12 protein-coding genes are annotated in these 14663 nt (G+C 73.8%); 5 read left to right on the top strand and 7 right to left on the bottom strand.

What is annotated here, in order from left to right; all coding sequences use genetic code 11:
- The 3 genes from VFZ92_RS06225 to VFZ92_RS06235 form a co-directional block, all read left to right on the top strand.
- On the top strand, window positions 1–4994 hold a 4994-nt coding region (locus VFZ92_RS06225; protein ID WP_330874818.1), incomplete at its 5' end, for an amino acid adenylation domain-containing protein.
- Window positions 4991–6226, top strand: a complete 1236-nt coding sequence (locus tag VFZ92_RS06230) for an MFS transporter (RefSeq protein ID WP_330874819.1) — start codon at window positions 4991–4993, stop codon at window positions 6224–6226. The genes VFZ92_RS06225 and VFZ92_RS06230, both read left to right, overlap by 4 nt.
- A gap of 503 nt (window positions 6227–6729) precedes the next feature.
- A complete protein-coding gene (locus VFZ92_RS06235; RefSeq protein ID WP_330874820.1) occupies window positions 6730–7863 on the top strand; it encodes a hypothetical protein in 1134 nt (377 codons plus the stop codon).
- A 41-nt stretch (window positions 7864–7904) separates the two neighbouring features.
- On the opposite strand, the gene VFZ92_RS06240 is transcribed toward VFZ92_RS06235, so the two are convergent.
- Complete coding sequence (locus VFZ92_RS06240) at window positions 7905–8534, bottom strand: TetR/AcrR family transcriptional regulator (protein ID WP_330874821.1); 630 nt, start codon at window positions 8532–8534, stop codon at window positions 7905–7907.
- A gap of 81 nt (window positions 8535–8615) precedes the next feature.
- Between VFZ92_RS06240 and VFZ92_RS06245 the strand changes: the two genes are divergently transcribed.
- Together VFZ92_RS06245 and VFZ92_RS06250 are read left to right on the top strand one after the other, a co-directional pair.
- Window positions 8616–8984 carry a DUF1330 domain-containing protein gene (locus VFZ92_RS06245; RefSeq protein WP_330874822.1) on the top strand — a complete coding sequence of 123 codons (369 nt, stop codon included), beginning with the start codon at window positions 8616–8618 and terminating at the stop codon, window positions 8982–8984.
- On the top strand, window positions 8981–9841 hold the full coding sequence (locus tag VFZ92_RS06250) for an alpha/beta hydrolase (protein ID WP_330874823.1): 861 nt from the start codon (window positions 8981–8983) through the stop codon (window positions 9839–9841). The genes VFZ92_RS06245 and VFZ92_RS06250 overlap by 4 nt, the downstream gene beginning before the upstream one ends.
- Here the strand turns inward: VFZ92_RS06250 and VFZ92_RS06255 are convergent.
- From VFZ92_RS06255 to VFZ92_RS06280, 6 genes are all read right to left on the bottom strand, one after another.
- Window positions 9762–9977 (bottom strand): hypothetical protein, encoded by a 216-nt coding sequence (locus tag VFZ92_RS06255; RefSeq protein ID WP_330874824.1) that lies wholly within the window; start codon window positions 9975–9977, stop codon window positions 9762–9764. The genes VFZ92_RS06250 and VFZ92_RS06255 overlap by 80 nt on opposite strands.
- An 87-nt stretch (window positions 9978–10064) precedes the next feature.
- Complete coding sequence (locus VFZ92_RS06260) at window positions 10065–11036, bottom strand: zinc-binding alcohol dehydrogenase family protein (RefSeq protein WP_330874932.1); 972 nt, start codon at window positions 11034–11036, stop codon at window positions 10065–10067.
- 14 nt (window positions 11037–11050) lie between these two features.
- On the bottom strand, window positions 11051–12061 hold the full coding sequence (dmpG, locus tag VFZ92_RS06265; protein WP_330874825.1) for a 4-hydroxy-2-oxovalerate aldolase: 1011 nt from the start codon (window positions 12059–12061) through the stop codon (window positions 11051–11053).
- Complete coding sequence (locus VFZ92_RS06270) at window positions 12058–12975, bottom strand: acetaldehyde dehydrogenase (acetylating) (protein WP_330874826.1); 918 nt, start codon at window positions 12973–12975, stop codon at window positions 12058–12060. Before VFZ92_RS06270 ends, dmpG begins: the two co-directional genes overlap by 4 nt.
- A complete protein-coding gene (locus VFZ92_RS06275; protein WP_330874933.1) occupies window positions 12972–13751 on the bottom strand; it encodes a 2-keto-4-pentenoate hydratase in 780 nt (259 codons plus the stop codon). The genes VFZ92_RS06270 and VFZ92_RS06275 overlap by 4 nt, the downstream gene beginning before the upstream one ends.
- Window positions 13751–14662, bottom strand: coding sequence for a catechol 2,3-dioxygenase (locus tag VFZ92_RS06280; RefSeq protein ID WP_330874827.1), 912 nt, complete (start codon window positions 14660–14662; stop codon window positions 13751–13753). Before VFZ92_RS06280 ends, VFZ92_RS06275 begins: the two co-directional genes overlap by 1 nt.
- Between the last annotated feature and the right edge of the window lies 1 nt (window position 14663).

The following is a 14663-nucleotide window of genomic DNA, read 5'->3' on the forward strand; positions in this document are numbered from 1 at the left end:
CGCTGGACTACCTGGGCCGGACCGACGACCAGGTCAAGATCCGCGGCTTCCGCATCGAGCCGGGTGAGGTGGAGGCGACCCTGCTCCGCCACCCCGACGTCCGCGAAGCCGTGGTCGTCGCCCGGCAGGACGACGGCCACCGGCGGCTGGTCGCCTACGTCGTGCCCGCCGCGACGACGGACCTGCGGTCGTGGCTGGCCGAGCGGCTGCCGGACTACCTGGTGCCGTCGGCGTTCGTCGGACTGGACGCCCTTCCGGTCACCTCCAACGGGAAGGTCGACCGCAGGGCCCTGCCCGCACCCGACCTGGCGGCCGACGCCGCGACCTACCGCGCTCCGCGCACACCGGTCGAGCACCGGGTCTGCCGCATCTGGGCGGACGTGCTCGGGGTGCCGCGCGTCGGGCTCGACGACAACTTCTTCGAGCTGGGCGGCGACTCCATCCTCAGCATCCGGGTCGTGTCCCGGCTGCGCGCCGAACTGGACGCCCCCGTGTCGCCGCGGGTGCTGTTCAGCTCGCCCACGGTCGCCCGGCTGGTCGAGGCCGTCGCCGCCGAGACCGGCGCGGGCGAGGACGTGATCCCGCGCGTTCCCCGTGGCGGTGTCCTGCCGCTGTCGTTCGCCCAGCAGCGGCTGTGGTTCCTCGACCAGTTCGAGCCGGGGAGCACCGACTACCTGTCGCCGTCGCTGCTGCGGCTGCGCGGCGCCCTCGACGTCGAGGCGCTGCGCACGGCCCTGACCCTTCTGGTGGCGCGGCACGAGTCGCTGCGCACCACGTTCGACGCCGTGGAGGGGCACGGGGTCCAGGTCGTCAACCCGCCGCACGACGTCGAGCTGCCGGTGCTGGACGTGGCGGGGGGCGAGGACGGGCTGGCGGAGGCGCTGGAACGGGAGAGCACCCGGCCGTTCGACCTCGGCCGCGGTCCGCTGCTGCGCCCGCTGCTGCTGCGCGTCGCCGCCGACGACCACGTGCTCCTCCTGCTGGCGCACCACATCATCACCGACGGCTGGTCCAACGGCGTGCTGACCAGCGAGCTGAACGCGCTGTACCGCGCGCTGCGGGCGGGCGAGGACCCGACGCTGCCCGAACTGCCGGTGCAGTACGCGGACTTCGCCGTGTGGCAGCGGGAACGGCTGACCGGACCGCTGCTCGACGAGCAGCTCTCGTACTGGCGGGACCGCCTCACCGGCGTTCCGCCGCTGGAGCTGCCGACCGACCGGCCCCGGCCCGCGGAGCGCACCAACCACGGCGCGATCCACGTGTTCACCGTTCCCGCCGAGGTCGCGCGCGGGCTCAAGACCCTGGCCCGGCAGCAGGACGGCACCCTGTTCATGGCGCTGGTCGCCGCGTGCCAGGTGTTGTTCGCCCGCTGGTCGCGGCAGGACGACGTCGCGGTGGGCACCGTGGCCTCCGGCCGGGAACGCGCCGACCTGGCCGGTCTGGTCGGGTTCTTCGTCAACACCCTGGTCCTGCGGTCCACCGTGGACGGCGACCGCACGTTCCGCGAGTTCCTCGCCGACGTGCGGGCCACCGCCCTGGACGCGTTCGCGCACCAGGACGTGCCGTTCGAGCGCGTGGTGGACGAGCTGCGACCCGAGCGCGACACCAGCCGCACCCCGCTGTTCCAGGCGATGGTGGTCCTCCAGAACACCCCGGAACCCGCACCGGACCTGCCCGGCCTGAGCGTCGAGGACCTGCCGCTGCCGGTGGTGGCGTCCAACTTCGACCTCACCGTGGAGTTCCAGGAGACCGAGGACGCCCTGCACGGAGCGGTCAACTACAACACCGACCTGTTCGACGCCGCGACGGTCGAGCGGATGGCCGGACACCTCGGCGTCCTGCTCGGCGGCGTGGTCGCCGATCCCGACCGGCCGCTCGCCGACCTGCCGCTGATGGACGCCGACGAGCGGCGGCACGTGCTGCACGCGTGGAACGACAGCGCCCACGCCGTGCCGGACGCCACCCTGCCGGCGTTGGTCGAGGCACAGGTGGCGCGGACGCCGGACGCCGTCGCGCTGGTGGACGGCGACGAATCCCTGACCTACGCGGACCTCAACGCCCGCGCCAACCACGCGGCGCACGCGCTGATCGCGCGCGGCGTCGGCCCCGGCCGCTACGTCGCCATCTCCCTCCCGCGCTCCGCCGACCTGGTCGTTGCGGTGCTCGCGGTCCTCAAGTCGGGCGCCGCGTACGTGCCGGTCGAGCCGGACCAGCCCGAGGACCGGGTCGCGTTCGTGCTCGACGACGCCCGCCCGGTCCTGGTGCTGGACGACCCGGAACCGCTGCGCGCCACCGACGGCCGCTCGGCCGAGAACCCCGGTGACCACGACCGGACCGGACCGCTGACCCCGCACGACCCGGCGTACGTGATCTACACCTCCGGGTCCACCGGCCGCCCCAAGGGCGTGGTGGTCGAACACCGGTCGGTGGTCAACTACCTCGCGTGGGCCTGCGAGGTCTACCCCGGTCTGCGGGGCTCGGCGGTCCTGCACTCGCCGGTCTCGTTCGACCTCACCGTCACCACCCTGCTGGGTCCGCTGCTGGTCGGCGGCCGGATCGCGGTCGACGACCTGGACGAGGACGCCGCACCGGCGGAGCGGGCCGCGTTCCTCAAGGCCACCCCCAGCCACCTGACCCTGCTGGGCACCGTCTCCCCGGACCTCTCGCCGACCTCCGACCTGGTCGTCGGCGGGGAGCAGCTGCTCGGCGCGGCGGTGGACGAGTGGCGGCGGGCCAACCCCACCGCCACGGTGATCAACGAGTACGGCCCCACCGAGACGACCGTGGGCTGCATGGAGCAGCGGATCGAACCCGGAGCGCCGCTGGACCCCGGACCCGTGCCGATCGGCCACCCGGCCTGGAACACCCGCCTCTACGTCGTGGACGCCCAGCTGCGCCCGGTGCCCGTCGGGGTGCCCGGCGAACTGTGCATCGCCGGGAGCGGGCTGGCCAGGGGGTACCTCAACCGGCCCGGCCTGACGGCGGCGCTGTTCGTCGCCTGCCCGTTCGGTGCGCCGGGGGAGCGGATGTACCGCTCCGGCGACCTGGTCCGCAGGCTCGGCGACGGCCGGATCGAGTACCTCGGCCGGATCGACGACCAGGTCAAGATCCGCGGGCACCGCGTCGAACCGGGCGAGGTCGAGTCCGCGCTGCTCCGGCACCCCTCGGTGACCGAGGCCGCCGTGGTGGCCAGGGACACCGGCCAGGGCCACGCCCGCCTGGTCGCCTACGTCGTCACCGACGAGCACCAGCGGGCCGCCGACCTGCGCGCGTTCCTCGGCGAGCACCTGCCCGCGTACATGGTGCCCTCGGCGTTCGTGCCGCTGCCCGCGCTGCCGGTGACGGCCAACGGCAAGCTCGACCGGGCAGCGCTGCCCGCTCCCGAGCCGACCGCGGAGGACGGGGCGGGCCACGTGCCGCCGCGAACCCCCGTGGAGGAGGCGCTCGCGGAGATCTGGGCGAGCGTGCTGGGCGCCGACCGCGTGGGCGTCCGGGACAACTTCTTCGAGCTGGGCGGCGACTCCATCCTCGTCATCCAGGTCGTCTCCCGCGCCCGGAAGGCGGGCCTCGCCCTGACCACCAAGAACCTGTTCCGCAACCAGACCATCGAGGCGCTCGCGCCGGTCGTGACCGAGGTCGAGACCGGACCCGCCGACACTGCGGAGGTCGTCGGCGACGTTCCGCTCACCCCGATCCAGCGGTGGTTCTTCGAGACCCGCGCGGTCGCCCCGCACCACTTCAACCAGTCGATGCTGCTGGAGCTGACCACCGACCTGGACGAGGGTGCGCTCGACCGCGCGCTGACCGCCGTGCTCGCCCACCACGACGCGCTGCGGCTGCGCTTCGCACACGTCGACGGCGAGTGGCGCCAGCACAACGCCCCGGTCGAGCCGGGTGGCGTGCTGGAGCGGCACGACCTCACCCCGATCGCGGAACCGGAGCGGCAGGCGCACCTGGTGAAGATCGCCGACGAGGTGCACGCGGGCTTCGACCTCGCCACCGGTCCGCTGCTGCGGGCCGTGCTGTTCCACGCCGACGACAGGCCGTCGCCGCTGCTGTTCCTCGCCGCCCACCACCTCGTCGTGGACGGCGTGTCGTGGCGGATCCTGCTCGACGACCTCGACACCGCGTACCGGCAGGCCGCTCGCGGCGAGGACGTGGAGCTGGGCGCCAAGTCGACGTCGTTCCGCGAGTGGGCGGAGAAGCTCGACCGGCACGCCGCCGGGGGAGCGCTGGACCACGAGCTGGACCACTGGGCGGCGGCGCTCGACGCGGCGCCCCTGCCCGTGGACCACGAGCGGCCGACACCGGGAACGCCCGCGGCGACGGTGCACGTGGTGCTGGGGGCGGAGGACACCGACGCCCTCCTGCACGACGCCCCCACCGCCTACCGCACGCGGGTCAACGACGTCCTGCTCGCCGCGCTGGCCCGTGCCCTGTCCCGGTTCACCGGGCGGCCGACCGTGTCGCTCGACATGGAGGGCCACGGCCGCGAGGACGTCCTCGGCGCCGACCTGTCCCGCACGGTCGGCTGGTTCACCACCCTCTACCCGGTCGGGCTCACCGTGCCCGACCAGGAGCGGCCCGCGTGGCGCGACCTGGTCAAGGCGGTCCGGAGGCAGCTGCGCACCGTTCCCGGCAACGGGTTCGGGTTCGGGGCGCTGCGCCACCTCGGACCGCCGGAGGCGCGGCGGCGACTGGCCGGACCGGGACCGCAGGTGGTGTTCAACTACCTCGGCCAGTCGGGCAGCACCGCGGAGCACGCCGACGGCGGGCTGTACCGGGACGTGCTCGACCCCGTCGGGCAGGACGGCGACCCGACGGACCGGGGACCGCACCTCCTGGAGGTCGTCGGCGGTGTCGCCGCCGGGGAACTCCGCTTCACCTGGTACTACCAGCCGGACCGGCACGAGGAGGCCACCGTGCGGCGGGTCGCGGAGGACTTCCTCGACGCGCTGCGCGGCATCGCCGCGGACTGCCGGGGCGACCGGTGACCGGGTCGCTGTCGCGCAACCGCGACTACCGGCTGCTGTGGGTCGGGCAGGCGCTGTCCGAGGCGGGCGCCAGCGCGTCCATGATCGCGCTCCCGCTGCTGGTGCTCACGCTGACCGACTCCGCGGCGGCGTCCGGCCTCGTGCTGGGCGTCGCCGCGGCGGCCCAGCTCGTCGTCGGTCTGCCCGCCGGAGCGCTGGTCGACCGGTGGAACCGCAGGACGGTGATGCTGGTCTGCGAAGCGGTGCAGGCGGTGGCCGTGGGCTGCCTCGTGGCGGGCCTGTGGTGGGGCGTCGCGGGCGTGGAGCACGTCGTGGCGGTCGTCGTCGTGCTCGGTGTCTGCCGCGCGCTGTCCGAGCCCGCGGAGGAGGCCGCGCTGCCCGCCATCGTGCCCGAGCGGCAGCTCTCGGACGCGGTGGCCATGAACGCGGCGCGCGGCTACCTCGGCCAGCTCTCGGGCACCGCGCTCGGCGGGCTGCTGTTCGGGTTCGGCCGCTGGCTGCCGTTCGCGGTGGAGGCGGTGACGCACGTGGCGACGTTCGTGTCGCTGCTGTTCATCCGGATCCCCGCCCGCGAGCGGGAACCCGCGCCGGTGAGCCGTTTCCACCGAGAGGTCGGCGAGGGGCTGCGGTGGGTGTGGACGCAGCCCGTCGTGCGGGTGGTGGCGTTCTGCGCGGTGGGCCTCAACCTGTTCTTCCAGGCGTTCTACCTGCTGATGATCGCCATCGCCCACCAGCGGGGCGTGTCCGCGGGCGAGATCGGCGTCATGGGCGCCATGCTCGGCGCGGGCGGCATCCTGGGCGCGCTCGTGGCGCCCCGCCTGCACCGCGCGCTCCGGCCGCACCTGTCGATCGTCGTGGTCTTCTGGGTGATCACCGCTCTCATCCCGCTGGCTCTGGTCGTGGACCCCGGCATCCCGACGGGCGTGCTGTTCGCGGCGGCGGCGTTCCTGGCCCCGACGGCGAACACCACCATCACGACCTACCAGCTGCTGCTCACGCCGGACGAGCTGCGCGGCAGGCTGAGCAGCGTCATGGGCGTGGCGCTCGGCGTCGCCGCCATCGCGGGACCCGCGGTGGGCGGTGCGCTGGTGGAGTGGCTGACGCCGACGCAGGCGATCCTGACGTGCGCGGCGGGCACGGCGGTGTTGACGGTGTTCGCCACCCTGAACCCGACGTTGCGCAGGTTCTCGCGCGAGGAGCCCGCGGCCGCCGTTGCGGAGTCGGAGGTGTAGCGGCGATCGGGTGACATCGTCGTGCGGGGGTTGGCCGGACCGTCGGGAGGGTAGCCGGACTCGTGGCCGTGACCGAGGACGCAGGCCCACGCGGGTGCTGGAACCGGCGAGGTGGTCCGGTCCGACGGTGCCCGGTGGGGCGAACTGGTGCGCGAGGAGTGCCCGCGCCACCGCTGTCGGACGCCGAGGACCGCGGAGAAGGTGGTCGGTCACCCGGTCGCCGGGTGTTCGGCAGCTCGCACCTGACCGGTGGTTTCGCGGGCAGGCGCGGTACGCGCGGGTCCGGTCGGAGACCGGACGTCCGCACGCGCCGCGCCAGGCGATCACGTCGCGCCGCGGCGGCGTGGCCTCGGTGATCGGCGGCCTGCTCGACGAGGCGGAGCGCGGTTTCGAGATGGTCGAGAACAAGCAGGAGGACCGCGAGAGGGTCGTCCTCACACCCTGACGGCCCGGCGACCGCACGCGACGTCGCCGGGCGGCCGCTGACGAGCGAGGTGGACCCCGTGCACGAACCAGACCTGATAGCCGTAGGAGTGCTGTCCGACGAAGGACTGCCGGAGCAGGTGATCACGATGATCGCCGACGAGCTGCCCGGCATCCTCGCCACCGGGGTGGACGGGCGGACGCGGTGGCGGGTGGAGCACGAGGTGGTCCAGCTCCCGCTGGACGAAGACGGTGACATCCCGATGCGCGCGCTGTCGCGGCAGCGGCGGCAGGACCGGGGCTGGGACCTGCTGGTCCTGGTCACCGATCTGCCCCGCCGCGCGGGAACGCGACCGGTCGCCGCCAGCGTCGACGTCGACCACGGTGTCGCGATGATCTCGCTGCCCGCGCTCGGGGCCGTCCTGGTGCGGCGGCGGGCGCGGGCGTTGCTGGTCCGAGTGGTGCGGCAGCTGGTGTCGCGACGGCTCGGGATCGACGGAGACCACGACGGACGGGGGGCGGCGGCGAGGTTGCGCGAGGCGCTGGCCCCCACGGAGCGGCTGCCCGATGACCGCGAGTCGTCGGCGACGCACGTCGCCCTGGTCGGACTGCGCGGCAGGCTGCGGCTGCTGGCCGGGATGGTGCGGGACAACCGACCGTGGCGGCTGGTCCCGCACCTGGCGGGCGCCACGGCGGCCGCGGCCGGGACCGCCGCCTACGGCATCATCACCAGTTCGTTCTGGAAGCTGGCGGACGCGCTGCCCCCGCTGCGGCTGGCCGCGATCACGGTGGTCACCATCCTGATCATGACGGTCTGGCTGACGGTGTACAACCACCTCTGGGACCGGCCTTCCGAGGCTGGCGAGCGACGCAAGGCGCTGCTGTACAACGTCTCCACGGCGACCACGCTGGCGATCGGCGTGGCGTTCATGTACGCGATCCTGTTCGTGCTGGCGCTGCTCGCCGCGGGCGTCCTGATCGACAGCGGCTACTTCGCCCAAACCCTGGGCCACCCGGTCGGTGTCGGTTCGTACCTGAACCTGGTGTGGCTGTGCAGTTCGGTCGGCATCGTCGCCGGTGCGCTCGGGTCGAGCCTGGAGGACGAGGAAACCGTCCGCAACGCGACCTACGGCCGCCGCGAGCGGGAACGCCGGGAACGACACCGGCGCCAGCGGGGACACCGGAGGTCCGAGGACGGCAACCAGGGCAGCTGACGGTCGTCACCCAGCCGCGTCGGACGTGGCGGCGGGTCCCCTCACCGTCGGGTCGGGTCCTCGGTGGACAGTGCGCGGCGCCAGTGGTCCGCGACGGTGCGGCGCAGTCGTTCGGTGTTCACGGCGTCGCCGTCGAGCAGGCGTTGCAGACCGATGCCCCGCAGCTGTCCGACGATCGCGACGGCGACGTCGTCCGGGTCGGCCTCGGGGCGGACCGTGCCCGCCGCGATCCCGGCGGCGACGTCGGCGCGGAGGTCGCTCCGGAAGGCCTCGTCGCGCCGGCGGAAGGTCTCGGTGAGTTCCGGCGCGGTGGACGCCTCGGCCCACAGCACCAGGAACGCCCTGTTGGTCACGCCCACCTCGGCGAGCTTGCCCACGTAGCCGTCGACCAGCGCCAGCAGGCGGTCCAGACCCGGCTCGCGGCCGTCCATGCCCGGCACGAAGCCGCTCTGCGTGGCTAGGGCGAGCGCCTCGACCAGGGCCTGCTTCGACCCGAAGTGGTGGTTGACGATCCCGCGGCTGTACCCGGCGCGTTCGCCGACCCCGGCGAGGGTGAGCGAGCGCAGGCCGGACTCGACCACGAGTTCCGCGGCGGCGGTGATCAGCGCGGACTCGGTCCGCTCGCGGCGTTCCCGCTGGGTCAGCCTTCCGGTGCTGCTGTCGACGGTCATGGCACCAGTGTAGGGCACTAACTTGCGTGTTGGTTGACAAGTATGTGAGGCTGGCGCTCCCTGGAGACCCGAGGAGAACCCGTGAACGACCTGACCGACCACGCCCTGGACGTCCTGCTCGCCGAGGACCCCGGCGGCCCCGTGGTGATGCTCAACCTGCTGCGCTTCCAGCCCGACGGCGGGCGCGAGACCTACCAGCGCTACATCGAGGCGGTGGCCGCGGGCATGGGCGCGAAGTACGGCCTGTCGGTGGACTACCTGGGCGAGTGCGGCCCGGCCCTGGTGGCCGAGGAGGGCCAGGCGTGGGACGCGGTGGCCCTGGTGCGCTACCCGAGCAGGCGGGCGTTCGTCGAGATGGCGCGCGACCCCGAGTACCTCGCGGTCGCCCACCTGCGCGACGAGGCGCTGGTGGAGTCCGTGCTCCAGGCGACGGTTCCGCGGGAGGGGTGAGCGTGGCGCACGCGGTGTTCGTGCACGGCAACCCCGAGACGGCCGCGGTGTGGGGGCCGCTGCTGGCGGAACTCGGCCGGGACGACGTGACGTGCCTGTCGCCACCGGGGTTCGGCGCACCGCTGCCGGACGGGTTCGGCGCGACGGCGGGGGAGTACCACCGCTGGCTGGTCGGTGAACTGGAGGCGTTCGCGGGTCCGGTCGACCTCGTCGGGCACGACCTGGGCGGCGGTCACGTGGTCCGGGTCGCCATGAGCCGTCCGGACCTGCTGCGCAGCTGGGCCAGCGACGCGATCGGGCTGTTCCACCCCGACTACACCTGGCACTACCTGGCCCGGCTCTGGCAGACGGCCGGGGTGGGCGAGGTGGACGTGGCGCGGCGGTTCGGCGCGTCCGCGGCCGACCGGGTGGCGACGCTCGTCGGCCGGGGCATCAGCCGCGCCGTGGCGGAGCGGATCGCGCCCGAGCAGGACGCGGCGATGGGACGCGCCGTCCTGGCGCACCACCGCTCCTCCGCCCAGCCCGCGATGGCCGACCTCGGCCGGACCCTGCCCGCCGCGGCGGCACGGCCGGGGCTCGCCGTGCTGGCCGGTGCCGACACCCTGGGCGGCACGGACGGCCAGCGCCGCGCGGCGGCGGCGCTGGCCGGGGCCGAGGTGGGGGTCCTCGACGGGCTAGGGCACTGGTGGATGGTCCAGGACCCGGCCCGCGCCGCCGAGGTGCTGACCTCGTTCTGGGCGTCGGTGCCGGACCGGCGGTCGACCGCCGACGGCTCGACTACCGGCCGCGCAGCCTCGGCGACACCAGGCCCGCGGTGCCGAGGGCGATCACCAGCACACCCAGTACGAGGGAGATGACGGGCAGCACGGCCGCCTCACCCGCCGAGACCATCCGCACGGTCGTGCTGACGGTCACGATGACCCCCACGAGCAGGCTGAGCCAGCAGGCGCGGGCGCTGGTGGGGACGACGTGCCACCGGGAACCGCCGTTCACGAGTACCTCCCTGGAGCGATGACCACTGCTCCCGGCGAGTTGCCGCCCGCGCCGCCGCCGAAACCCGACTCGTCTCGAATGGACCGACTACCGGGTCGTGACCACGATCTTCCCGGTCGCCTCGCCCGCCTCCATCCTGGTGTGGGCCTCCACGATCCGGTCGAACGGGTACACCCGGTCGACCGGGACGACGGCGCTGCCGTCGGCGACGGCGTCCAGGAACTCCTGGAGGACCTCGGCAGGCAGGTCGCTCGCGTCGCCGCCGTACGCGCTGAGCCGCACACCCCGCGGCAGGTAGCCGATGGGGTAGAAGTCCGGCACCGTCCACTCGTTCGACAGCATCCCGGCGAAGCACACGACCCCGCCCACCCGCGTCGCGCGCAGCGTGTCCGGGAGGGTGGGCGTGCCGACGAGTTCCAGGGCGGTGTCGACGCCCTCCGGCAGCACCGCGCGGACCTGCGCGGCGACGTCGCCGTCGTCGAGGAGCACGTGGTCCACGCCGAGGTCGGTCAGCGCCCGAGCCTTGGCGGGGTTCCTGGTCGTGGCGAACACGGTCATGGCGCGCCGCTGGGCGAGCACTGCCACGGCCATGCCGACCGACGACGTGCCGCCCCTGACCAGGATGGACTGTCCATCCCGGACGCCGAGGCCGACGGTCATCGAGCCGTGGGCTGTCTGGAGCATCTCCGGCACCGCCCCGAGCGTCGACCACGGCAGGTCGCTGCGGAACCGGAGCACCTGCGTCGCGGGCACGCACGTGTACTCGGCGTACCCGCCGTCGAACGTGCGGCCCATGCCGCCCATCATCGCGAACACCTGCGCGCCCACCGGGAACTCGCCGCCGGGGCAGCGCTCCACCACGCCCGCCGCCTCGATGCCGAGCACGCGGGGGAACGTGACGCCCTCCGCGAGACCGAGCCTGGTGTGCAGTTCGGACCGGTTGAGGCCGAACGCCTCGACCCTGATGAGGACCTGACCGGGTTCCGGTTCGGGGACCGGGAGTTCCCGGACGGCCAGCGCCTCCGGCGGGCCGGGGGCGTCGAGCACGATCGCGCGCATGGTGCGGTGTCCGTTCATCGTGGGGACGTGGACATGCCCAGTGCGATGTCCACGATCATGTCCTCCTGGCCGCCGACCAGGCCGCGCCTGCCGACCTCCACCAGGAGTGCGCGGGTGTCGACGCCGTGGAGCAGCGCCGCCGCCTCCGCGTGCCGCAGGAACGAGCCGTAGACGCCGGCGTACCCGAGGGTGAGGGTCTCGCGGTCGACCCGCACCGGGCGGTCCTGGAGCGGGCGCACCAGGTCGTCCGCCGCGTCCTGCAACGCGAACAGGTCGCAGCCGTGCCGCCAGCCGTGCAGGTCGGCGACCGCGACGAACGCCTCGACCGGGCAGTTGCCCGCGCCTGCCCCCTGCCCGGCCAGCGAGGCGTCCACGCGGAACGCGCCCTCCCGCACCGCCACCACGGAGTTCGCCACCGACAGCGACAGGTTCTCGTGCGCGTGGATGCCGATCTCCGTCTCGGGGCGCAGCACCTCGCGGTAGGCGCGCACCCGGTCGCGGACCCCGTCCATCGTCAGGCGGCCACCGGAGTCCGTGACGTACACGCAGTGCGCGCCGTAGGACTCCATCAGCCTCGCCTGCTCCGCGAGCTCCGGCGCGGAGGTCAGGTGGCTCATCATCAGGAACCCCGCCACGTCCATGCCGAGTTCGCGCGCGGTCGCGATGTGCTGCGCGGAGATGTCGGCCTCCGTGCAGTGCGTCGCCACCCTCACCGACCGGACGCCGAGCGCGTGCGCCTCCCGCAGGTGCGCCACCGTGCCGATCCCCGGCAGCAGCAGCGTGGTCAGCCTGGCGCGCCGGACGTTCGCCGCCGCGGCCTCGATCCACTCCAGGTCGCCGTGGCTGCCCGGCCCGTAGGTGAGGCTGCTCCCGCCGAGGCCGTCGCCGTGCGACACCTCGATGCCGTCGACCCCGGCGGCGTCCAGCGCCGCCGCGACCCGCCCGACCACGTCCGGGTCCATCCGGTGCCGCACGGCGTGCATCCCGTCCCGCAGCGTCACGTCCTGCACGAAGACCCCGGTCACGACGCCGCCATCCGCTCGGCCACCCGCAGCGCCGCCGACGTCATGATGTCGAGGTTGCCCGCGTAGGCGGGGAGGTGGTGGGCGGCACCCTCGACCTCCAGGAACACCGTCACCTGGTGGGTCGCCCGCGCCCCGCCGGTCAGCGTGCGCACGGGCTGCCCGTCCGGGACCGGGGTGATCTGCACCGGCCGCGTGAGCCGGTACCCCGGCACGTACGCGGCGACCCGCTCGACCATGGCGCCGACCGCGGCGCGCACCACGTCGTGCGCGCTCGGGTCGGGGGCGTCCACCAGGCACAGCACCGTGTCCCGCATCATCGGCGGCGGCTGCGCGGGTGTGAGGACGATGATCGCCTTGCCGCGCGCGGCCCCGCCGACGGCCTCGATCGCGCGCGCGGTGGTCTCGGTGAACTCGTCGATGTTCGCGCGGGTGCCGGGTCCGGCCGACCGCGACGCGATCGAGGCGACGATCTCCGCGTACGGCACGGGGACCACCCCGGACACGGCGGCGACCACCGGGATGGTGGCCTGGCCCCCGCACGTCACCATGTTCACGTCGACCGCGTCGAGGTGCTGCTCCAGGTTGACCGACGGGACCACGAACGGGCCGAGGGCGGCGGGCGTGAGGTCCACCATCCTCTTGCCGTGCGGTGCGAGCAGCCGGGCGTTGGTGCGGTGCGCCTCGGCGGAGGTCGCGTCGAACACGATCCCGATGTCGGCGAACCCGTCCACGGCCAGCAGCCCCTCGACGCCGCGGTGGGTGGTCGCGACCCCCATCCGCGCGGCGCGGGCGAGACCCTCCGACGCGGCGTCGATGCCGACCACCACCCCCACGTCGAGGGTCTTCGACAGCCGGGTCACCTTCACCACGAGGTCGGTGCCGATGTTGCCCGAGCCGATGACGGCCACCTTCATGCCCGGTCCTCCCGCGTCGTGAACGAGGCGCTGACGTCGCCGAGACCGGTCAGGTGCGCCCGGAAGGCGTCGCCGCCGCGGACGGCGACCATCGGACCCAGCGCTCCCGACAGCACCACCTGCCCGCCGAGCAGCGGCGACCCGGTCTCGCAGGCCGTCACCGCCAGCCACCGCAGCGCCGCCAGCGGATCGCCGAGGCAGTCGGCACCGGTGCCCCGCGAGACCACCTCGCCGCCCCGCGTCATGACCATGCGCGTGGCGACCGGGTCGAACTCGGCGAGCGGGACCTTGGCGCGACCGAGGACGAAGAGCCCGCTGGACGCGTTGTCCGCGATCGTGTCGCCGAGCGTGATGTCCCACCCGGCGATCCGGCTGTCCACGACCTCCAGCGCGGGCGAGGCGTAGGCGACGACCCCGGCGAGGTCCACGTCCGGGTCGTCCACGTCGTCCGACAGCACGAACGCGACCTCGGCCTCGATCCGGGGTTGCAGCAGCAGGTCCAGGGGGATCGGCCAGTCCTCGGTCATCGCCATGTCGTCGAGGAGGACCCCGAAGTCGGGGCTGTCCACGCCGAGCTGCGTCCGCACGGCCTCGGACGTCAGACCGATCTTGCGGCCCACCACCGCCGCCCCCGCTGAGCACCGGGCGGCGGTCACCAGGCGCTGCACCTCGTAGGCGGTGACGACGTCGGCCGCGCCGATCAGGTCGCGCACCGGGGCGCACGGCACCCGGTCGCGGTGCGCGCCGAGGAGCAGGTCGGCCGCCAGCCGCTCCATCACGTCACGACCTCCAGGAACGCCTGGTCGATCTCGCGGTGGGTGTGGTTGATGCCGCGCGCCGCCTGGTCCATCGTCCAGGTGATCGGCCGGAAGTCCGGCCCGGTGCGGTAACCGCCGGAGAAGACCTCGTTGCGGTTGCCGGACGGGTCGAAGAAGTAGATCGTCCCGCCGCGGGTGATGCCGTGCCGGGTGGGCCCGAAGTCGATCGGCACGTCGTCCATCGACATCACGTCGCCCGCCCGCAGCAGCGCGCTCCAGTCGTCTACCTCGTAGGCGAAGTGGTGCAGCTTCCCGTTGGCGCCCTTGACGAACGCGATGTCGTGCGGCTGGTCGCCGCAGTACATCCACGACCCGACCAGGTCGGAGTCCTCGTCGCCCGCCACCAGCCGCTCGGCGGGCCGGAACCCCAGCGCCTCCTGGAAGAACCGCTCCAGCAGCGCCGGGTCCTCGGTGGTGATGAGCGCGTGGTTGATCCGCGGCACCCCGATCCCGCGCAGCCCCCGCGGCCACGGGTCGGGGTTGAGCTTGCCGACCTTCGTGCCCAGGTGCTCGACCTCGGAGTAGAGCTCCAGCACGTGGTCGGACGGCAGCGTGACGCGCAGCCCGTCGCCCACGCCCGCGTTGTCCCCCTCGGACATCCGCTCGCAGGTGGCGCCGAACGCGCGCACCCGGTCCTCGACCGCGTCGAGCGTGCCGTCGCCGGTGACCTTGTAGCCGAACTTGACCAGGCCGACACCGCCCTCCTCCAGGACGACCGAGTGGTGGTCGTCCTCGTCCCACGACTTGAGGTAGACCCGGCCGCCCTCCTCGTGCACGACGTCCATCCCGAGCGTCTCCCGGTAGTGCCGCCGCGCCTGCGCCAGATCCGTGACGCGCACGTGCACGTACCCCAACCTGATGACCGCCATG

This window comes from Umezawaea sp. (assembly GCF_036375055.1).
Taxonomy (GTDB): domain Bacteria; phylum Actinomycetota; class Actinomycetes; order Mycobacteriales; family Pseudonocardiaceae; genus Umezawaea.